Source organism: Maribacter sp. 1_2014MBL_MicDiv, assembly GCF_001865655.1.
Classification (GTDB): Bacteria; Bacteroidota; Bacteroidia; order Flavobacteriales; family Flavobacteriaceae; genus Maribacter; species Maribacter dokdonensis.
Genome location: NZ_CP011318.1, coordinates 3,820,205 through 3,842,184, shown reverse-complemented (window position 1 = coordinate 3,842,184; position 21,980 = coordinate 3,820,205). Strand labels below are relative to the sequence as shown.

The 21,980-nt window shown below is 35.8% G+C and carries 14 protein-coding genes; 12 read left to right on the top strand and 2 right to left on the bottom strand.

All coding sequences use genetic code 11. From position 1 onward, the window contains the following. The first annotated feature begins 72 nt into the window (after positions 1-72). From YQ22_RS16110 to YQ22_RS16090, 5 genes are all read left to right on the top strand, one after another. Positions 73-675: a TetR/AcrR family transcriptional regulator gene (locus YQ22_RS16110; protein WP_071342005.1), complete on the top strand. Its 603-nt coding sequence runs from the start codon at positions 73-75 to the stop codon at positions 673-675. Between the two features lie 52 nt (positions 676-727). Further along, entirely contained in the window at positions 728-1,510 is a 783-nt protein-coding gene (locus YQ22_RS16105) for a haloacid dehalogenase type II (protein ID WP_071342004.1), read from the top strand. A gap of 68 nt (positions 1,511-1,578) precedes the next feature. Next, positions 1,579-2,394 (top strand): DUF6503 family protein, encoded by an 816-nt coding sequence (locus YQ22_RS16100; protein WP_071342003.1) that lies wholly within the window; start codon positions 1,579-1,581, stop codon positions 2,392-2,394. Positions 2,395-2,589: 195 nt separating this feature from the next. Then, positions 2,590-4,308, top strand: a complete 1,719-nt coding sequence (locus YQ22_RS16095) for a purine-cytosine permease family protein (RefSeq protein ID WP_071342002.1) — start codon at positions 2,590-2,592, stop codon at positions 4,306-4,308. Positions 4,309-4,311: 3 nt separating this feature from the next. Further along, positions 4,312-5,787 carry a mannitol dehydrogenase family protein gene (locus YQ22_RS16090; RefSeq protein WP_071342001.1) on the top strand — a complete coding sequence of 492 codons (1,476 nt, stop codon included), beginning with the start codon at positions 4,312-4,314 and terminating at the stop codon, positions 5,785-5,787. Between the two features lie 2 nt (positions 5,788-5,789). Here the strand turns inward: YQ22_RS16090 and YQ22_RS16085 are convergent, their stop codons facing one another. Beyond that, a complete protein-coding gene (locus YQ22_RS16085) occupies positions 5,790-6,191 on the bottom strand; it encodes a hypothetical protein (RefSeq protein WP_071342000.1) in 402 nt (133 codons plus the stop codon). Positions 6,192-6,284: 93 nt separating this feature from the next. On the opposite strand from YQ22_RS16085, the gene YQ22_RS16080 reads away from it, so the two are divergent. The 7 genes from YQ22_RS16080 (at position 6,285) to YQ22_RS16050 (ending at position 18,843) form a co-directional block, all read left to right on the top strand. After that, positions 6,285-7,796 carry a sensor histidine kinase gene (locus YQ22_RS16080; protein WP_071341999.1) on the top strand — a complete coding sequence of 504 codons (1,512 nt, stop codon included), beginning with the start codon at positions 6,285-6,287 and terminating at the stop codon, positions 7,794-7,796. Positions 7,797-7,800: 4 nt separating this feature from the next. Next, positions 7,801-8,853, top strand: coding sequence for a response regulator (locus tag YQ22_RS16075; protein ID WP_071341998.1), 1,053 nt, complete (start codon positions 7,801-7,803; stop codon positions 8,851-8,853). 68 nt (positions 8,854-8,921) lie between these two features. Continuing rightward, positions 8,922-9,743, top strand: coding sequence for a universal stress protein (locus YQ22_RS16070; protein WP_071341997.1), 822 nt, complete (start codon positions 8,922-8,924; stop codon positions 9,741-9,743). A 115-nt stretch (positions 9,744-9,858) separates the two neighbouring features. Continuing rightward, complete coding sequence (gene uvrA / locus YQ22_RS16065; protein WP_071341996.1) at positions 9,859-12,690, top strand: excinuclease ABC subunit UvrA; 2,832 nt, start codon at positions 9,859-9,861, stop codon at positions 12,688-12,690. Positions 12,691-12,729: 39 nt separating this feature from the next. Further along, positions 12,730-13,416, top strand: coding sequence for a TIGR00730 family Rossman fold protein (locus YQ22_RS16060; RefSeq protein ID WP_071341995.1), 687 nt, complete (start codon positions 12,730-12,732; stop codon positions 13,414-13,416). A gap of 8 nt (positions 13,417-13,424) precedes the next feature. Beyond that, positions 13,425-16,274, top strand: coding sequence for a M1 family aminopeptidase (locus YQ22_RS16055; protein WP_083365641.1), 2,850 nt, complete (start codon positions 13,425-13,427; stop codon positions 16,272-16,274). 157 nt (positions 16,275-16,431) lie between these two features. Then, positions 16,432-18,843, top strand: a complete 2,412-nt coding sequence (locus YQ22_RS16050) for an alpha-ketoacid dehydrogenase subunit alpha/beta (RefSeq protein ID WP_058105884.1) — start codon at positions 16,432-16,434, stop codon at positions 18,841-18,843. Positions 18,844-18,912: 69 nt separating this feature from the next. Here the strand turns inward: YQ22_RS16050 and YQ22_RS16045 are convergent, their stop codons facing one another. Beyond that, the gene (locus tag YQ22_RS16045; protein ID WP_071341994.1) at positions 18,913-21,693 is read right to left on the bottom strand and encodes a M16 family metallopeptidase; all 2,781 of its coding nucleotides are present in this window, start codon (positions 21,691-21,693) and stop codon (positions 18,913-18,915) included. Between the last annotated feature and the right edge of the window lie 287 nt (positions 21,694-21,980).

Genomic DNA, 21,980 nt, shown 5'->3' with positions numbered 1-21,980 from the left:
TTTACAGTTAACAATTAGTTAAATCAGGTTTAAAAACATTCTATACCGTACTTTTTATTCAAACTTTACAAAATGAAACAGGCATTAAAATCTGAACTTTCCAAACAACTGATTCTTAACGAAGCCTTTAAGTTGTTTTACGAAGAAGGTTTTAAAACGACAAGCATTGATAAAATAATGAAGGCAACTACGATGACCAAAGGAGCCTTCTATCACCATTATGCAAATAAAAAAGAATTAGGCATTGAAGTAATTACCCAAAAATTACAGCGTAGAGTTCAAAAAAGAATGGTATATCCTCTATACCAAAACGGTAATGCATATGCTATTTTAGAAGATACTTTTTTAAACAGCCTTAAGTCTTTCTCCATGTATGAGAAGAAACATGGTTGCCCCACAAATAATCTCATCAATGAAATTGGGGATTATGAAAATGTATATCAAAAAGCACTAAAAAATATTATAGAGGAATGGAAAAGGGCACTCGTAGAATTAATTGATAGAGGAAAGTCTGAAAATACCATCAAAAAGGATATTTCAAGTGCTGCGGCCGCTATTTATTTAATAAGCGCCTTTGAAGGTATTCGTGGAATTCGAAAACTTTATGATGATGATGAAGTAATCAACGAATATCTAAATGGGCTATCTATGTACCTAAATCAAATAAAGCAATAATTTTTTTACCTAAAAACATACCACATAGAATGTTTTTATAATTATATATATCATGAAAAACAACAGAAGAGACTTTATTAAGAAATCGACCATTTTAGGAGCGGCAGGTGCAACAATACCTGCCATAGGCTTTGCTAATAAAAAAGAACCAAAGACCCATAGACCAAAAGTACTTTTTTTTGATGTCAACGAAACTTTGTTGGATTTAACTGCCATGAAAGATAGCGTAGCCAAAGCCCTTAACGGCAGAAACGACCTGTTACCGCTATGGTTTACAACCATGTTACAGTACTCTTTGGTTTCCACGGTTGCCAATCAATACAATGATTTTGCCATTATTGGCGCCGCCGCCTTACAAATGGTTGCGGCAAACAATGGTATTAAACTTAGTCATGAAGAAGCAAAAAAATCAATTGTGGATCCTATCCGTTCGCTACCCGCACACCCTGAAGTTTCTTCTTCATTGCAGCGCTTAAAAGATGCCGGCTATACTTTAGTTTCATTCACAAATTCATCCAATAAAGGTGTTGAAACACAATTTAAAAATGCAGGACTCACCAAGTATTTTGATCAACGTTTAAGCATTGAGGGTATGGGCAAGTTTAAACCACATGTAGATGCATATAATTGGGCTGCCAGAAAAATGAACATCAAACCAGAAGAGTGTTTATTGGTAGCTGCCCATGGCTGGGATATTTCTGGAGCATTATGGGCTGGCTGGAGAGGAGCGTTCATTAGTAGACCAGGTGCGCAACTGTATCCACTTTCCCCTACCCCAGAAATAAATGAACAAAACTTGAAACTGGTTGCCGATAGACTTATCAGCCTACCATAAGCTTAAATCATTTATCTAGTTACATTTAAATAATCAAAAACAAATTATAAGAAACTATACCTATCATCATGAATTATAAAATTTCAAGCCTAATTTTTCTTAGCATACTAACTTTCTCTTGTAAAAACGATAAAAAAGTACAGCATGAGGAAACTGTTACGTCTACCTATAAAAACAAAGGACATGAACTTGTTTCTAAAATGATTGAAAAAGTAGGTAATTACAAAACTTTAAGAAATAAGAAGGATGTAGTTTACACATATACCTACCAAACGCCCGATGGCAAAACCGATATAACAACCGAAAAATACATTTTTGACGGTGAATTATCTTATGGAAAATATGAAAAACACCAGAGAACCTTAAGTAATTTTGATGGTCCCATTGAACAAGGATACAACGGACAGGAATATTGGCTAAAGCATAATGGAAATATCATAGAAGATTCTGTAGCCCTAAAAAGAGTCGCTTTCAATAGACCTACTAATTTCTATTGGTTTACCATGTTTCAAAAATTATTAGATCCCGGGGTAACTTATGAATATTTAGGGGAGAAAGCTGTGGATGATAAAAACTATGACATCGTTAAGGTATCGTTCGACTCTGGTAACTCCAAACCGACCGACATCTATCAATTGTATATCAACAAGAATACAATGCTAGCAGACCAATTCTTATTTACCGTTGCGGATTTTGGAGCTATGGAAACTCCTAACTTAATGGTATTGGAATATGAAAAAGTAGACGACATGCTTATTCCGACCAAACGTCAATATAAAAAATCTACATGGAATGCAGATGTTACGGATGCTCCTTGGATCAAGGTAAATTGGAGTAATATTAAGTTTGACAATGGTTTAAAACCTATTGATTTTCAGAAATAGCACTGTGTTTTTGGCATTTTATTAAATATTTGCACCTATTTGTTATATAACTGTATTACAAAACTGTTAAAAAATATGGGGGTTTGCATATAATTTAAATACATTGCACCCCTGTTCAAACAGATGTAAGCATACGAACTCTTGGAACAGTATGCTACATAAATTGTATTACAAACTTAACTACCAACTCAGCTAATGCCAACTACTCAAGATTATTCCGCATTAAAAAAATTAAACGAAGAGCAATTACCCGTTGCAAAACATAAATTACACGATTGGACTCATTTTGCCGGTCTATATGCCGCCGAGCACGTAGCCGCAACTGAATTTGTTATTGGAGCTACTTTCGTAGCCCTTGGGGCAAAAACAATGGATATTATCTTAGGGCTTCTGATCGGTAATATATTAGCGGTCTTAAGCTGGACGTTCATAACCTCTCCTATCGCCGTAGACACAAGATTAAGCTTATATACCTACCTGAATAAGATTGCGGGGGACTCTATGACCAAGCTTTACAATTGGGCCAATGTCATTATTTTCTCCGTTATATCCGCAGCAATGATTACCGTATCTGCCACTGCGGTACGTTTTGCTTTTGACATTCCGGCACAACTTAATTGGTACCCCACCAATATGTGGTTTGTGGTCATTGTTTTTTGTGTTGGTTTGGTGGTTGTATCCATTGCTTTATATGGTTTTAACGCGGTATCGGAATTTTCTGGAATATGTGCACCATGGTTATTTGTTATGTTTACCAGCGGTGCTATGGTTTTACTACCTGCATTGTCCCTTGATGTTTTAGGAACTACGTTACCAAGTGGATGGAATGAATTGATATCACTGGGCGATAAATCCATATGGACCGGAATCAACAGTGCAGGGGAACCTGGCATTGGATTATTGGAAGTTATTGGCTTTGCATGGGCCGCCAATACCATTACCCACTTTGGTTTAATTGATATGGCGTTATTACGATTTGCTAAAAAGAAATCATACGGGCTTGCAACCAGTACGGGTATGATGTTCGGTCATTTCGTTGCATGGATCGCAGCTGGTATTATGGGTGCCGGTGCAGCTGTGATCATAGGTAAAACTATCGTTGAATTAGATCCAGGAGATGTAGCCTTCTATGCTTTGGGATGGTCTGGATTTGTCATTGTTATCGTTGCCGGGTGGACCACGGCTATAACCAACTTATATAGAGCGGGGTTGGCTGCACAAGCCATATTCCACAGACACTCTCGTAAAAAAACAACCATTATCGTTGGTCTTATTACCATTGCCATTGCTTTTTTTCCTTTTGTGTTTTCTCAAATTCTGCCCTTACTTACATATGCTGGTCTATTGGTTGTACCTGTAGGAGCAATAGTATTTGCCGAACACCAAATTTTCCCAAGAATAGGGTACACCCGTTATTGGTCGGCCTACCGTAATTTAACCTTTAGCACACCCGCCATTGTATCTTGGGGGTTAGGTTTGGTTTTTGGTTTTGGGCTAAATGCGTTTAACGTAATGTCTTTCTTCTATTTATTTATACCTACATGGATTTTCACTATAATCATTTACACCGTTCTTGCCGGTAAATTTGGTGCAAAAAATAAATATCCGGAAGAAAAAGAAAAAGAGAGGTTAAGAAATGAAAAAATCATTTCCTACCAAGAAGAAAAAAGTTTAACCGAAACTAAACCCGTGAAGGACACCACGCTACTCACAAAAATCTTAAAGGTGGTATCGCTCATTGCTTTGATCATAACCTTAATTTTGGCGGGCATTGTATTGTTTAGCAGTACAAACGAAAATATTTACATTGAAAATAGAGAAACCTTTTACTATTATGCGTTTATATGCACGGTAGTTTACTTTGTTACTGCCTATGCGGCATTATTACGCGGAAAATCTAAAAATATTAGCTAAAAAATGACAAAAGAAACGATGTTGAACTCGAAAAATTTAGCAGAAATAAGCAGACAATTACCCACACCATCTTATAAAAGCGATACAGTTAAAGCAGGAATTGTACATGTTGGCGTAGGTGGGTTCCACAGAGCACACCAAGCATATTACAACCATCTATTACAAGAAAAAGAAAATGCTTCTGAATGGGGTATTTGTGGTATAGGCTTACGAAAAGGTGATCAAAAAATACATGATGTATTGCAACAGCAAGACGGTATGTACACCTTAATAATCAAACATCCGGATGGAAAAATTGATTCTGAAGTTATTGGTGCTATCATAGATTTTAAATTGGGATTTGATACTCCCAATGTCGTGATTGACCAAATGGCGCATCCTGACACAAAAATAGTATCATTGACCATCACGGAAGGTGGGTATAATTTTAATCCGGCTACAGGTGAATTCGATTTTGAGAATAAAGATGTGCAACATGAATTAGCGAACCCAGAAGAGCCAAAAACCATTTATGGATTTTTGACCGCTGCCATTAGAAAAAGAAAGGAGAACGGTTTACCGGCCTTTACCGTAATGTCATGTGACAATATTCAACACAACGGAGACGTTGCCAAAGAAATGTTGCTAACTTTTGCCAACAAACAAGATGAGGAGTTAGCTTCATATATTGAAAAAGAGGTAAGCTTTCCTAACAGCATGGTTGATCGCATTACCCCGGTAACCACACAGGCCGACATTGACTATTTAGAACAAACTTATAACCTAAAAGATGAGTGGCCCGTAACTTGTGAGCCTTTTATACAATGGGTCATTGAAGATAACTTTTCTAACGGAAGACCTGCGTTTGAAAAAGTAGGTGTACAATTTGTACCAGATGTAAAACCGTACGAAAAAATGAAACTGCGCCTTTTAAACGCTGGGCATTCCGTGCTAGGCATTTTAGGCGCATTGCATGGTCACCCAACCATTAACGCCTGTATGGAAGATGATCTTTTTGTCACCTATTTAAGAGCTTTTATGGATAAGGAAGCAACACCCGTATTAGATAAGCTAGAAGGTATTGATCTTACAACATATAAGGACAGTCTACAAGAACGTTTTGCCAACCCAAACATAAAGGATAGTGTTAGTAGAATTTGCTCAGAGAGTTCGGCAAAACTTCCTAAATTTTTAATCGCCACCATTCAAGATAATCTGGCTAAGGGTGGCAGTATTAAATATGCAACTTTAGTGATAGCTGCATGGTGTTATTATAGTGATAAGGGCGTAAATAAAAATGGTGAATCCATAGAAATTATAGATGCCATGCAAGACCAACTGCACCAAGCCGCCAGTAAAACCAATGAAGACCCACTTGCCTTTATAAAACAAGAATCTTTATTTGGCAATTTGGCAGAGAATACGATATTCTCCAGTTTGTACAGTGAAATGGTGCAGAAAATATACACAGACCCAGATATAAAAAAATTAATGAAATAGCATTAGTTGAGTAACAATTTGATCTTGGCCAAAAGTATAAGCTCAGATTTATTGTTACCTGAAAATGAATTTGCAATAGCCTTGGCCGTTTTTTGGGTCAAGGCTTTTATCTCATCTGAAAAAGCATGTGGATGCTCCTTGTAAAATTCCACAAATTCTCCAAAACATTCCTTACTCCCTTTTAAAGTTTCCATAAGAACATCAAATACAATTTCAATTTGGTTAGCGGCGTCCGTACCATACCGATCCGTAAAATCATCTACGTACAACCAATCTTCTTTCACCAGCCCCTTAACTTTATCCCATTCATTACTATGTACGCTACCATCGCACATAGCCACGGCATAAAAAAGCTTTCCTAAGCTCTCATAAAGACCGTTCATTGTTTTCGCAGTATTTTCCATTTTATAATTTTTCTATGAATTTACCATGAAAATACAGTTCAGAACCCACTTTATATATGATAAAAATCAGTCGTAATCTATATATTTGATACTATGCAAGATTTTCAAAAGAACAGTGATATCTTCAATTTGCTTTCAGAAGGAGTTTCAGAAGGTATTATTGTTGTTGATGCCCAACAAAATGTAGTGGCCACCAATACGTCTACAGAACAAATGTTTGGGTATCTAAAGGGGGAATTATTAGGAAAACCGTTGGATATCTTAATACCCAAAAGATATCTTGCCAACCATAGTAAACATGTAAACAAGTTTATTGCCAATAGTGATAAACGACAAATGGGACACGGTAGAAATCTCTACGGCATTACTAAAAGTGGCAAAGAATTTCCGGTAGAGGCCGGCTTAAATCCGTTTGAATTTTACGGATCTACTTATGTTATGGCATTGGTGATCGATATTACCGAAAGAAAGAACAAAGAAGAAGAACTAAGTCATTGGGCACGAATTTTTGACGAATCCCTTAACGAAATTTTTGTGTTTGACGCAGAAACCTTCAAGTTTTTGAATGTCAATAAAGAAGCACAAAGAAACATTGGTTATTCCATAACGGAAATGTATGAAATGACCCCGGTAGATATTAAACCGAAACTAAATGAAAAAAACTTTAAAAAGTTGATTTCCCCATTACTTACTAATGAAACTCCTAAAGTAAAATTTGAAACGGTACATGGTAGAAAAGATGGTTCTACCTACCCGGTAGAAGTTCATTTACAGTTGTCCGAATTAGGAAAGAAGAAAGTTTTTGTAGCATTTATATTAGACATAACCGAAAGAAAAAATTACACCGAAAATCTAGAGAAAAAAGTTGAGGAACGCACGCAGCAATTGACGGAAGCTTTAGCCGTAGAAAAAGAACTCAACGAATTAAAGACCAGATTTTTATCATTGGTATCGCACGAATTTAAAACGCCTTTAAGCAGTATACTCACCTCTATCACCTTGCTAGGAAAATATACTCAGACCGATCAGCAACCAAAGAGGGACAAACATGTGGCAACCATTAAAAGTAAAGTAAAATATTTAGACACCATACTAACAGATTTTTTATCTGTAGAGCGTTTAGAGTCCGGCAAAGTCAATTACAAAGTAGAAGAATTTCCATTAAGCAAAATTGTAAACGAAGTAGTATACAATAGTAATATGCTTTTAAAATCTGGTCAACAAATTCATTACCCAGAAAATATTGACGAGCTAAACATCAATTTTGATGAAAAAACACTGGAGTTGGCCTTATCTAATTTAATACATAACGCCATAAAGTACTCTCCTGAAGATACTACCATTACCATTAAAGTGGCTTTTAACGATACTAACATAATCATTAGTGTAATTGACCAAGGCATTGGCATTCCCCAAGAAGAACAGAAGCATATTTTCAATCGCTATTTTAGAGCAGAAAACGCATTACTAACCCAGGGTACCGGTATTGGTCTGAATATCGCAAAACAACATATCGAAAACTTGAGAGGAAGTCTAGAATTCACCAGTGAAATAGGTGTAGGATCTACGTTTACACTTAGTATACCTAATTTAAAAACCAGCTAGCATTATGAAACAAATTCTATTGATCGAAGATGACAAGGCCTTACGTGAAAACACGGAAGAACTTTTAGAATTAGCTGGTTATAGCGTAAAAACCGCACCCAACGGAAAAATAGGTGTTAATGCAGCCATTGAAGATGTGCCGGACATTATTATTTGCGACATTATGATGCCAGAATTAGATGGCTATGGAGTGCTACAACAATTATCTAAGAACGAAAAAACAAAACAAATTCCGTTTATCTTTTTATCGGCTAAAACTGAGCATAAAGAAATACGGAAAGGAATGGATCTAGGTGCAGATGATTACCTAACCAAGCCTTTTGATGAAGAAGATCTTATCAGCGCCATTGAAAGTAGACTTGCAAAAGCAGAATTGATTAAACGTATGCAAGATGAAAGCACCAAAGAACATGGTGTCACAGAAAATGAAATACATACGGTTCATGAACTCAAAAACTTCTTTGACGACAATGGTGAGGTTTCCAGTCTTAAAGCAGGGGAATCAATTTATGATGAGGGTGCCAGATCAAACAAGATTTATCTCATCTTAAAAGGTCTTGTAAAGTGCCATAGTATGGATACTGACGGTAAAGAGTTGATTACCTCATTGTCTAAGGCAGATGACTTCTTAGGTTTCACCTCTTTTTTAAATAACGTACCGTACCAGGAGACTGCCACGGCTTTAGAAACGGTAGAACTTGCAGGGATTTCTAAAGATAACCTCAAAACAATACTGAATGAGAACAAGAACATCTCTATGGAATTAATGGAGCTGTTATCTGAAAACATTTCGATGATCCAAGCCCAATTATTACAAATGGCCTATAGCTCCGTTCGAAGAAAAACGGCGCAGACCTTACTCCAATTTGCCGAGTTAATGAATACCAAACCCAATGAACCCATACGAATTTCCAGGAATGATTTGGCAAGTGTTGCCGGTATAGCTACAGAAAGTTTAATACGGACACTATCTGGTTTTAAAAAAGAAGGACTCATTGTTATTGAAGGTAGAAACATTCAAATTATAGAGTTAAAGGCCTTACAATATGTAAATTAATTCAAATCTGATAAATATCATTTACCAGCATTTAATATGGGATTACTTTTGACGAGTAAGCCTTATGAATGAAACACATATTAATTCCTACTGATTTCTCGGCAAATTCTTGGAATGCGCTAAAATATGCCGCATGCCTGTATGGCTATGACCAATGCACCTTTTATGTACTATATGTTGAAGAATTAAGTGACAAATCTGTCAATAAAAATAGTATAGGTACATCATTAGCCATAAATAAAAAACCGAATCTCTTTTTTGATCAATTAGCACAATTAAAGTCTAACTTTTTACATCAGTTTATCACTTTAAGAGATTATGGCAACTTTACCGACATCATTAAAAAAACCGTGGACGAAAAAAAAATAGACCTTATTATTATGGGTGCAAAAGGCACTTCAAATTATGAACACACTATTTTTGGCCGCAATACAGTAAATGTAATTACAAAAGTACCATGCAATGTATTAGTGGTATCAGACAAAGTTTCTATCAAAAAACCAAGCAAAATTGGGTTTCCAACAGATTATAACATTTTCTACACCTACCCCATTCTTAAATCTTTGACCGAAGTTTTACAAATATCAAATGCGACCTTAGAAGTGGTTCATGTTACCCAAACAAAAACAAACTTCTCAAACACCCAAATTGCCAACAAAGCTTACTTGCATGATTATTTAAAGGAAATGTTTACAGGTTTTCATTGCTTCAAAGAAATTCAAGGATTGAACATTAAAGAAACCATTACCACCTATCTGACTGACAATAGTGTTGAAATGCTTACCATGGCAGCAAAAAATATAAATCTGTTTCAGCAATTATTTTTCAATCCTTCCAAATCACAATTAAACCATCAATCATCAGTACCCTTGCTCGTTCTTCATGAATAAATAACATCATATACGTATTGCATTAAAAATTAAAGAGATTATAGCATTTCAAACTAAAAGGTAACGTATGTAATTCGCACTCAAAATCGTACTTTTGCAACTTTGCTGTGAATACATGATTAATTTTGAAGAAAACATAGAGGTCAAGGGCGCACGCGTTCATAACCTTAAAAATATAGATGTTACCATACCTAGAGATAAATTGGTCGTTATTACCGGTCTTTCTGGTAGTGGCAAATCATCATTGGCATTCGATACCATTTATGCAGAAGGACAAAGACGATATATTGAAACGTTTTCTGCCTATGCAAGACAATTTTTGGGAGGTTTAGAACGTCCAGATGTTGATAAGATAGATGGCTTGTCTCCCGTAATTGCCATAGAACAAAAAACCACTTCAAAATCTCCAAGATCTACCGTTGGTACTATTACCGAAATTTATGATTTCTTAAGGCTACTTTACGCCCGTGCTGCAGATGCACATAGTTACAATACTGGTGAAAAGATGGTAAGCTATAGCGATGAGCAAATTAAAAACTTGATCATTGAATCTTATCTAGACAAGAAAATCAACATTCTTGCACCGGTAATTAAATCAAGAAAAGGACATTACCGTGAACTTTTTGAGCAGATAGCCAAACAAGGTTTTTTAAAGGTAAGAGTTGACGGTGAAATAAAGGATATTGTAAAGGGCATGAAAGTGGACCGTTACAAAACCCATGATATAGAGATCGTTATAGACAGGTTAAAGGTTGCAGAAAGTGAGGACTTTCATAAACGATTATCAGAAAGTATCAATACGGCCATGTATAGTGGCGACAACGTCTTAATGGTGCTTGAAGAAGGCACTGATATACCTAGGTATTTCAGTAGGGATTTAATGTGCCCCACCACAGGTATCTCCTATCCTACTCCTGAGCCCAATACATTTTCTTTTAACTCTCCTAAGGGTATGTGCCCCAATTGTAAAGGATTAGGCCATGTGTATGAAGTGAATGAAAAGAAAATATTCCCTAATAAAAAATTATCCATTAAAGGTGGTGGTATTGCTCCTTTGGGAGATTACAAAAAGTCATGGGCCTTTAAACAAATAGAAACTATTGCCGAACGTTATAGTTTTAAAATTACGGACCCAATAGACACTATCCCTGCTGAAGCTATTGAAATTCTATTGAACGGAGGCAAAGAAAGTTTTGATATAGATTCAAAAACCTTAGGTGTTAAACGCACCTATAAGATAGATTATGAAGGTATATCAAACTTTATAAAAAATCAGTTCGAGGAAGCTGCTTCTACTTCAATTAAAAGATGGGCAAAAGAGTATATGGACAAAATTACATGTCCTACATGTACAGGTTTTCGTCTAAAAAAGGAATCACTTTATTTTAAAATTGAAGAGAAGAATATTGCGGAATTGGCAAATTTTGACATTGTTGAACTTGCATCGTTTTTTAAAGGGTTAGACAAAAAACTTAGTGGTAACCAGCTAAAAATAGCGGAGGAAATCATTAAGGAAATTACCACGAGAATACAGTTTTTATTAGATGTAGGTTTAGATTACCTTTCATTGAACAGAAGTTCAAAATCGCTCTCAGGTGGTGAAGCACAACGTATTAGATTGGCCACACAGATAGGTTCACAATTGGTAGGCGTACTCTATATTCTTGATGAGCCTAGTATTGGGCTACACCAACGAGATAACGAAAGATTGATAAAATCGCTGGAATCTTTAAGGGATATAGGAAATTCTGTCATAGTAGTGGAACATGACCGTGATATGATCGAGCGTGCAGACCATGTCATTGACATAGGTCCAAAAGCGGGTAAGAACGGTGGTGAAATTATTTCTCAAGGAACACCGGAAGAGTTAAAACACGTACATACCTTGACCGCGGATTACATGACAGGAGTTAAGGAGATTGAAGTTCCTAAAAAAAGAAGAGAAGGCAACGGTAATGAGATTGTGTTATCTGGCTGCACAGGTAACAACTTAAAGAACATTACGGTAAAATTTCCACTGGGGAAAATGATTGGGGTAACAGGTGTTTCAGGTAGTGGAAAATCTACCTTGATCAATGAGACGCTATATCCTATCATGAACGCACATTACTTTAATGGCGTTAAAAAACCTATGCCCTATAAAAAGATAACCGGTCTAGAGCATATAGATAAAGTAATTGACATTAACCAATCTCCCATTGGTAGAACACCAAGATCAAACCCTGCAACATACACTGGTGTGTTCAGTGAAATAAGATCTTTGTTCGCAAAAACCACCGAAGCATCTATAAGGGGTTATAAACCAGGCAGATTCAGTTTCAATGTAAAAGGCGGTAGATGTGAAACCTGTCAAGGTGGAGGTCTAAGGGTCATAGAAATGAATTTCTTGCCCGATGTTTATGTGGAATGTGAAACCTGCAACGGCAAAAGATTCAATAGGGAAACCTTGGAAATACGCTATAAAGGCAAATCTATATCAGACGTTCTGGAAATGACCATTAATGAAGCCGTATCATTTTTTGAACTTATTCCAAAAATACATCGTAAGTTAAAGACCATCCAAGATGTAGGATTGGGATATATATCGTTAGGGCAACAATCCACCACCCTATCCGGTGGAGAAGCACAACGTATAAAATTGGCTACCGAACTTTCTAAAAGAGATACCGGTAATACCTTCTATATTTTAGATGAACCAACAACCGGACTTCATTTTGAAGATATAAGGGTTTTGATGGAAGTTTTGAATAAATTAGCCAATAAAGGAAATACTGTGTTAGTTATTGAACATAATATGGACGTAATTAAAATGGTAGACCACATTATTGATATTGGTTACGAAGGTGGTCGCTCAGGAGGGCAATTGGTTGCCAAAGGTACTCCAGAGCAAGTAGCTAAAAACAAGAAAAGCTATACGGCTAAATTTTTAAAGAGAGAATTAAAATAATAAATAGATAAAAAATTATCTAAAAGAATATATAAACGAATGAGATCAGAAAAACATCACAAAGGCTGGAATGAAATAAAAACCAATGACTCTTGGGCCATTTTTAAGATAATGGGAGAGTTTGTAAATGGTTTTGAGCGTATGAGCAAGATTGGCCCATGTGTATCTATTTTTGGTTCTGCCAGAACCAAAGAAGAAGACCCTTACTACAAATTGGCGGTTTCTATCGCAAAAAGTATAGCACAAGCTGGCTATGGTGTAATTACCGGTGGTGGCCCAGGTATTATGGAAGCGGGTAACAGAGGTGCAAATCTTGCCGGTGGAACTTCTGTGGGTCTGAACATAGACCTTCCTTTTGAACAGCATGACAATCCGTATATTGACAATGATAAAAGCTTGGATTTTGATTACTTCTTCGTAAGGAAAGTAATGTTCGTAAAATACTCTCAAGGTTTTGTGGTAATGCCAGGTGGCTTTGGAACTTTAGATGAGCTTTTTGAAGCAATAACGTTAATTCAAACGCATAAAATTGGTAAGTTCCCGATCATATTGGTTGGCAGTGAATTCTGGACAGGTCTTATGGACTGGGTAAAAGGCACCATGTTGAAGATGGGCAATATAAGTCCGGAAGATTTAAACCTTATCAAAATAGTAGATACAGAAGAAGAAGTAGTTGAAATAATCGATTCCTTTTACAAAGGGCACAGCATGAGTCCTAATTTTTAATCTAAGCCTTGGTACGTAACTTTCAATCCTTTTTCCTTTACTGTATTATTCTCTTAGTAACCAACATTACTATTGGTTATGCTCAGTATAACACTAACCTTACAGTTAGTTTAAACGAGTATACCAAAGAATTGGATATTAAGCAAGAATTCACCTATTTCAATAAATCTAACTATAATTTAGGTGTTATCTATTTCAACGATTGGGCAAATGCCTATTCAGATAAAAACACAGCATTAGCAAAGAGGTTTGCCCAAGAATTTAAAAAATCGCTTCATTTGGCAAAAGCAGATGAACGCGGTAAAACTACAATTACAAGTGTAGTCGACGAAACCTATAATGGACTTGAATGGAGCCGTACGGAAGGTAAAGATATAGTAAAGGTTACCTTAAAAGATATTCTACCACCGGGCGAGTCTACTAAAATCCACATCACTTATAAAGTGAAGTTACCGCCAAATAAATACACTCCTTATGGTTATGATAATAAGGGAGATTACTATCTAAAAGATTGGTATCTAACACCTGCAGTTTATGATGGCAAATGGCACCTTTACTCAAATAAGAACATTGAGGATTTATATATGGACGTGACCAATACGGTCATAAATTTTAAATATCCAGACAGTCTTTTTTTAGCTTCAAACTTTGATATAACATCAGAATCCTCTTTTCCAAATGGTCAATTTGCCCAATTAAAAGGTAATTTGCAACGTGGTGGTGAAATCATTCTAAACCCACAAAAAAACTTTATAACACACAGAACGCCATACATGACGTTCCTAACAGATTTTAGAGCGCCAAGATACAGTCCAATAGGTCAAGGGCTATCCATTAACAAGGTTGCCAATTTTATACATAACAATCTTGGTGACTACCCTCATGAAAAGATATTGGTTAGCGAGCTGGATTATAACAAAAATCCGCTTTACGGTATAAACCAACTCCCCTCTTTCATTAGACCGTATGAAGAACAATTTCAATTTGAAATGAAATTCTTGAAAACGGCCATCAATAGTATTTTAAAAGAGACTATGTTCTTAAACCCACGTAAAGAACAGTGGTTGAACAGCGCCATAGCCAACTATTTAATGATTGCCTTTGTAGAGCAATATTACCCAGACCAAAAGCTCATGGGCAAACTTTCTAAAATATGGGGCTTTAGAAGTTTTGAACTGGCCAAAATGGATTTTAACGACCAATATTCTTTTCTTTATAATTTAACTGCTCGTAAAAATTTAGATCAAGCATTAGAAACCTCTAATGATTCTTTAATAAAATTCAATCAAAAAATTGCCAATAAATACAAGGCAGGTCTAGGATTAGCATATTTAGCGGATTATATAGGCAAAGAACATGTTGATGAAAGTATAAAAACCTTCTTCAAGTATTTTAAGTTAAATAACGTAAAAGTTCATGATTTTGAATCTATTTTAAAACGATCAACCGACGTTGATATCAATTGGTTTTTTAATGACTATGTTTCTACAGATCGTAAGATAGATTTCAAGATCAAGAAAGTAAAAAAGGAAGCAGACTCCCTACATATTACCCTTAAGAACAAGGAAGGAACCAACGTGCCTATTTCTGTTTTTGGTTTAAAGAAAGATTCCGTAGTATCAGAATATTGGTTTAAAGATATAGAATTAGAAGAAACCTTTAGTATACCCAATAATCAAGAAGATAGACTTGTTCTTAATTATGACCAAAAGATTCCTGAGTTTAACCAGCGAGATAATTGGAAATCACTTAAAGGCTTTTTATCAAGCAACAAAAAGCTAAAGTTTACCTTTTTTAAAGATGCCGAGAATCCATATTACAACCAGGTATTCTATGTTCCCATATTAAATTTTAACGTGTATGATGGCTGGGTACCGGGTATGCGACTTTATAACAAAACCTTGCTTGAGAGACCCTTTGTCTATGACTTTGCCCCGTCTTATTCCTTTAGGGAAAAAGCTTTTGTAGGCTATGGAAAATTCAACTACAGAAAGTACTTAAGTAAAAGTGGATTATATGTAGCAAACTACGGTATTGGTGCATCTACCTCCCATTTCAATGAAAATTCCAGATACACATCTATAACTCCGTCTTTAAGTTTTGGATTTAGACCAGCTGATCTCTTATCGAACAAAAGAGAGTTTCTTTCATTTAGGTATGTAAATATTTTAAGGGACTTTGACCCTTCTTTACAGAATTTGGCCAACGATCCAGAAAACCCAGATTATAGTGTATTTAATGCTAGATACATCAATAGGGACAATGGAATACTGGATTACAAATCATGGTTTTTAGATTTTCAGCTAGCAGGAAATTTCAGTAAACTTTCATTTGAATATGAATACCGAAAATTATTTGAGAATAACAGACAGTTAAATCTTAGATTTTTTGCCGGTAAATTTTTAAGTAATAAAACCCAAACGGACTTTTTCAGTTTTGCCTTAGATCGCCCAACAGATTATTTGTTTGATTACGGATATTTAGGAAGATCAGAGGACTCAGGTATTTATAGTCAGCAAATTATTATCGCAGAAGGCGGGTTTAAATCTTTCTTAGATCAACGATACCGTTTTTCAAATGATTGGATGGCAACCATGAACGGAAGCTTTAATCTTTGGAAATGGATTGAGCTTTATGGTGATGCCGGTTTAGTAAAAAACAGGGATTTTGACGGTAAATTCGTTTATGATTCTGGTGTCAGATTAAATTTGGTTACCGACTACTTTGAACTTTACCTACCAGTATACTCCAACAACGGATGGGAAGTGTCTCAACCAAATTATGGTGAAAAAATAAGATTCATCATTACCGTAAGTCCAAAAACCTTAACAGGGCTTTTCACAAGAAAATGGTTTTAAACTAAGAATTTCTAATACGGTCCGTAGAATTTTTACAATAAATTAAGATATTTTTAAAAAAATATCAAATTTGTTGAAAAATATGGAATAAATTAACTGGTAAGAGCGTTGCTAGAAAGTACTTGATTCGGTAATTTTGTATAAACACGTTTAATACATGGATGTTTCTTCTAAAACCAGTAATGATATTTCTTTCGAAGATTTCAAAGAACAAATTATCAATGACTATGAAATTGCTTTTCTAAGCAGAACCTGTAGTTTATTGGGAAGAAAGGAAGTGCTTACCGGTAAAGCCAAATTCGGGATTTTTGGTGACGGTAAAGAACTTCCACAACTTGCCATGGCCAGATCTTTTAAAAACGGAGATTTTAGAAGTGGTTATTATAGAGATCAAACGTTTATGATGGCGTTGGGTCTTTTACATCCCAAGGAGTTTTTTCACGCCCTTTATGCCACTACCGATATAGAAAAAGAACCTATGAGCGCGGGAAGGCAGATGGGCGGACACTTTCTTACCCACAGCTTAAATGCCGATGGTAGTTGGAAAGATTTGACCAAACAAAAAAACAGTAGTGCAGATATCTCTTGTACCGCTGGACAAATGCCACGTCTATTAGGTTTGGCACAAGCATCAAAAGTTTATAGAAATCAAAAGGGACTAGATAGTGCAAAATTCTCCGTTAATGGAAATGAAATAGCTTGGGGTACCATAGGTAATGCAAGTACCAGCGAAGGCATGTTCTTTGAAACTATAAATGCTGCAGGTGTATTACAAGTACCAATGGTCATAAGTATATGGGATGATGAATACGGTATATCCGTACCTGCAAAGTTTCATACTACTAAAGAAGATATATCTGAAATACTCTCAGGATTTCAAAGAACAGAGGACAATAGCGGTTATGAAATTTTAAAAGTTAATGGCTGGGACTATACCGCCCTTATGCATGCTTATGAAAATGCTGCTGATATTGCCAGACAAGAGCACGTACCTGTTTTAATTCACGTAAAAGAATTAACACAACCTCAGGGACACTCTACCTCTGGATCCCATGAACGTTACAAAGACAATGAGCGATTAGAATGGGAACGTGACCATGATTGCAACAAACGCTTTAAAGAATGGATTTTAGAGTCTGGTATTGCCACAACAGAAGAACTGGCAACTATTGAAAAAAGAATTAAGCGTACTGTTCGTGAAGCAAAAAAAGAAGCTTGGGACGAGTATTTAAAAACCCTGCTTTCCAATAAAACAATATTGGTCAATTTAATTGATAAAGTTGCTGCTACAAGTCCGAACAAAAACTTCTTGAATAAATTAAAGAACGATTTAATTGCCACTGAAGAACCTGTTCGTAAAGACTTAGCCATTACCGCAAGAAAATCCCTGCGTTATTTAATTGGTGAGAATACACCCGAAAAGCAGGATTTAATTAATTGGACTACCAATTTCTTGGCAGAAGCTCAAGAAAAGTATAGTTCTCACCTTTACAGTGAAAATGATAGTAAAGCAAGTAACATTACCGCAATAAACCCAAGTTACAATGATGATTCAGAGTTAGTTGACGGCAGGGTAATTTTACGTGACAATTTTGACAAATTATTTGAAAAATACCCAAATACACTAATCTTTGGTGAAGATACTGGAGCAATTGGAGATGTAAACCAGGGGCTAGAAGGAATGCAGCAAAAGTATGGCAAAATACGTGTTGCAGATACCGGTATACGTGAAACCACCATTATTGGGCAAGGAATAGGAATGGCCCTTAGAGGACTAAGACCCATTGCAGAAATACAGTATTTAGATTATATATTTTATGCACTGGCAACGCTTACAGATGATTTGGCTTCATTACTTTACAGAACTGCCGGAAAACAAAAAGCACCGCTAATTATAAGAACAAGAGGTCACCGATTAGAGGGGATATGGCATTCTGGATCAGAAATGGGCGGATTGATTCATTTGTTACGAGGCATGTATATTTTAGCGCCTAGAAACATGACACAAGCTGCCGGTTTTTACAATACCCTTTTAAAAAGTGATGAGCCTGCCTTAGTCATTGAAAGTCTTAACGGCTATAGGCTAAAAGAAAAGAAACCAAAGAACTTAGGGGAATTCTGTACCCCGATCGGTAAGGTTGAAACCTTAAAGGAAGGAAAAGACATTACACTGGTATCGTACGGCTCCACATTACGAATTGTTGAAAAAGCAGCAAAAGAATTAATAGAGGTTGGTATTGATGCAGAAGTTATAGATGCACAGACCTTATTACCTTTTGATATTGAAATGGAGGTTTTAGAAAGTGTTAAAAAGACGAATAGACTTTTGGTCATAGATGAAGATGTTCCTGGAGGATGCTCTGCTTACTTGCTAAATGAAATTATAGAAAGACAAGGTGCATTTAAATACTTGGACAGTGCACCACAAACTTTAAGTGCAAAAGCTCATAGACCTGCATATGGTTCAGATGGGGATTATTTCTCCAAACCCAATAGAGAAGATATTTTCGAAAAGGTGTATAGCATTATGCATGAAGTCCACCCAGACGATTATCCTAAATTGAGATAAAATTGATACAATCATAAAATAAAATAGTCCCATTTTAAATGGGACTATTTATATTTTATGTGTTCAACTTTAATTTTTAATCTCAGGCTTCACCTCCTTTATAGCTGGTTTTTTAGGGTTACCATCAGCATCTATTTCAATAATGGCATCAAAACCCAATTCATCTAATTTGTCCGCAATTTTTGCCCTATCGCCTACCATAAACCAATTTACAGCTTCTGGTTTAACCACTTTTTTACTCACATCTCTCACTTCTTGCAATGAAAGGTTACGTACATTGGCATCATATTTTTGATAATAATCATCTGGCAAACCATAATTGACCAAATTTGTTATAGACTGGTTTACAGAGCTATTAGTCTCCCATTGACCGGGCAGACTTAAAATTTGATTGGTCTTCACTTTTTCCAATTCTTCCTTTGTTACCGGTCGTGTAGAAATAAACTCAGCTATCTCTTTTCGCAATTCTGTAACGGATTCAGCAGATTTATCCGTTTGCACAGGTGCGTACATTATAAACGGTCTTTCAGCTTTAGCACCCATAACAAAACCACTAGCTCCATAAGCCCAATGTTTATCTTCCCTTAAATTCATATTAATTCTAGATGTGAAATCACCACCCAGAATACTGACCATCTGCTCTAATGCAATTTGAGAGACATCTCCGTATTTTTCAGTTAAATGTCCTGCCAAAATCACTGATTGCTCAGACTCTGGCCTATCCATTAAATAAAGTGTATTTTTCGAATTTACTTTTGGTGTGGTAAACGTAATATTAGGTACATCTGCCTTTTTCCATTTTCCTAAAGACTTTTCTAACTTCGATATTAAATCTTTCATTTCTATATCACCGGTAACTACCAGAGTTGCATTGTTAGGTCTTATCCAAGTAGCATAAAACTTTTGCACATCATCTTTGGAGAGCTTAGAAACAGTCTCCGTATAACCTGTTCCTGTGTATGGATTACTATAAGGATGACCTTCACCATATAAATACTTGTTCATTACCCTGAGTGCCATGGAAATGGGTTGAGATTTCTCTTGCTGTATTCTGTTTAATTGTTCATCCTTTAAACGTTCAAATTCCTTTTCTGGGAAAGCAGGATTCAAAACAACATCGGCAAATAAATCAATACTAGCATCTAAACTTGGTTTCAGAGTATTGAGATAAATATTAGAATTATCTTGACTGGAGTACGTGTAAAGACTTGCCCCTAATAATTGAAGTTTCTCGTTTATTTCTAAAGAATTTAAATCTTTAGTTCCTTCATCCAATAAATCCATAGCCAAAGCAGCAGTACCCGGACTTGAAAGATAATCGGTTTTATATCCTGCATTAAACATTAAATTCATGACAACGGTAGGTACACCGGTTCTTTTTGCAAGTACTATATTAAGACCGTTAGATAATTTATCTCTTTGTAAGGCTGGAAATTGAGAACTTTTAGCTTCTCCTACTTCTGGCAATTTGTTGCGATCTACAGTACTTTTAGTAATGGTATATTCCGGAAATGGTTTACAAAGTAGAATATGTTTACCCCTAGTAAGCCATTTTTTCGCTGTCTTCTGAATATCCAGTACGGTAGCATTTTCAACATATTGCAACACGGTTTTATAATAAGCTGCATCATCAAAATAAGTTTGGTTAGATGCTAGAATATCTGATACTCCACCAAAGCCGCCAATACGCTCCAAACCTTTTATAAAACTTGAAAAATAAGCCGCTTTTACCCTTTTAAGTTCACTTTCGGTAGGTCCTTCTTCAATTAATTTGGCCAACTCTTCTTCCATAATCTGTTGAACCCTATCAATATCCCCCTCTGGTTTTACATTTGCCCAAGTGATAAATTCACTTGCAATTTCATTTGAAGCTTGAAAAGAAACCACAGAACTAGCAACTTGCTCATCATATACTAATCTTTTGTACAATCTAGAGTTTTTACCACTTGTTAATATAGAAGAGATTAGATCAAAATGAATGTCTTCTTTATTGCCAAATTCAGGCGTATTCCAACTAAATAAAATTCTAGCTTCTGGCACTCTGTCTTCATAAACTTGAAAGGTGTCTGAACTTTTTAAAGGTATATTCACTTCTTGTCTAGCTATTGTTGGTCCAGAAGGTATATCGCCAAAATAATTCAACACTTTATTATACACCTCTTGAGGATTAATATCTCCTGCAACAGCTACTACGGCATTAGCCGCACCGTAATAGGACTTGAACCACTCTTGTACATCTTCAAGCGAAGCTGCATTTAAATCTTCCATTTCACCAATAACGGTCCATGAATACGGATGCCCTTTTGGGTACATCGCCTTGGTTAAAAGATCCCATTGCTTACCATAGGGTTGATTTTCTCCTTGTCTTTTTTCATTTTGAACAACACCACGTTGTTCATCTAACCTTTCTTGGTCAATTGCCCCTAAAAGGTGACCCATTCTATCAGACTCTAAAAACAGTACTTGATCTAAGGCCGCAACCGGTACATTTTGAAAGTAGTTGGTACGGTCAGTATTTGTTGTTCCATTTAGATCGGTACCTCCTATTCTCTCCAAAGCTTGGAAATAATCATCGTTATAATTCTCACTACCGTTAAACATTAAATGCTCAAATAAATGTGCAAAACCACTTTTACCTGGTTTCTCGTTCTTAGAACCTACATGATACCATACGTTCACTGCAGCAATTGGTGCCTTATGGTCTTCATGCACCAACAAGGTTAAACCATTAGGTAATATGAACCTTTCGTATTTTAGATCAATTTGATCAGATTTAAATTCAAAATCTTGTGCGTGCTGTTTTGTTAAACAAAACAAACACAGCATAATAAATAAGATTGTTTTTTTCATGATGAATACTTTTTTAATGATTTAAGTAAATATAATCTTTAAAAAAGTATGGAACAATTGTATTATTAGGTACGAAAAAACTTATAAAAAAATTGAATTATTCTTAGACGTAAACTTCCTAGGGATTAAGCCCATCTATTTTAACAAAAATTTATAACTATCTAATCTATTGATAATAAAGGTCAGCCTGCCTATTACTGGGCAAAACACATTCTGTAAATACATACTTACACCATGCCTATAAACAAAAAACAAAAAAAAATGATACTTTTAAAGGAAATAATTCC

Excerpts from the sequence above, each read along its gene's own strand:
- YQ22_RS16100 (WP_071342003.1), top strand. The coding sequence starts at position 1,579 with ATGAATTATAAAATTTCAAGCCTAATTTTTCTTAGCATACTAACTTTC.
- YQ22_RS16085 (WP_071342000.1), bottom strand. The coding sequence starts at position 6,191 with ATGGAAAATACTGCGAAAACAATGAACGGTCTTTATGAGAGCTTAGGA.
- YQ22_RS16045 (WP_071341994.1), bottom strand. The coding sequence starts at position 21,693 with ATGAAAAAAACAATCTTATTTATTATGCTGTGTTTGTTTTGTTTAACA.
- YQ22_RS16060 (WP_071341995.1), top strand. The coding sequence starts at position 12,730 with ATGAGATCAGAAAAACATCACAAAGGCTGGAATGAAATAAAAACCAAT.
- YQ22_RS16110 (WP_071342005.1), top strand. The coding sequence starts at position 73 with ATGAAACAGGCATTAAAATCTGAACTTTCCAAACAACTGATTCTTAAC.
- YQ22_RS16080 (WP_071341999.1), top strand. The coding sequence starts at position 6,285 with ATGCAAGATTTTCAAAAGAACAGTGATATCTTCAATTTGCTTTCAGAA.
- YQ22_RS16070 (WP_071341997.1), top strand. The coding sequence starts at position 8,922 with ATGAAACACATATTAATTCCTACTGATTTCTCGGCAAATTCTTGGAAT.
- YQ22_RS16095 (WP_071342002.1), top strand. The coding sequence starts at position 2,590 with ATGCCAACTACTCAAGATTATTCCGCATTAAAAAAATTAAACGAAGAG.
- YQ22_RS16050 (WP_058105884.1), top strand. The coding sequence starts at position 16,432 with ATGGATGTTTCTTCTAAAACCAGTAATGATATTTCTTTCGAAGATTTC.
- YQ22_RS16105 (WP_071342004.1), top strand. The coding sequence starts at position 728 with ATGAAAAACAACAGAAGAGACTTTATTAAGAAATCGACCATTTTAGGA.
- YQ22_RS16090 (WP_071342001.1), top strand. The coding sequence starts at position 4,312 with ATGACAAAAGAAACGATGTTGAACTCGAAAAATTTAGCAGAAATAAGC.
- uvrA (WP_071341996.1), top strand. The coding sequence starts at position 9,859 with ATGATTAATTTTGAAGAAAACATAGAGGTCAAGGGCGCACGCGTTCAT.
- YQ22_RS16075 (WP_071341998.1), top strand. The coding sequence starts at position 7,801 with ATGAAACAAATTCTATTGATCGAAGATGACAAGGCCTTACGTGAAAAC.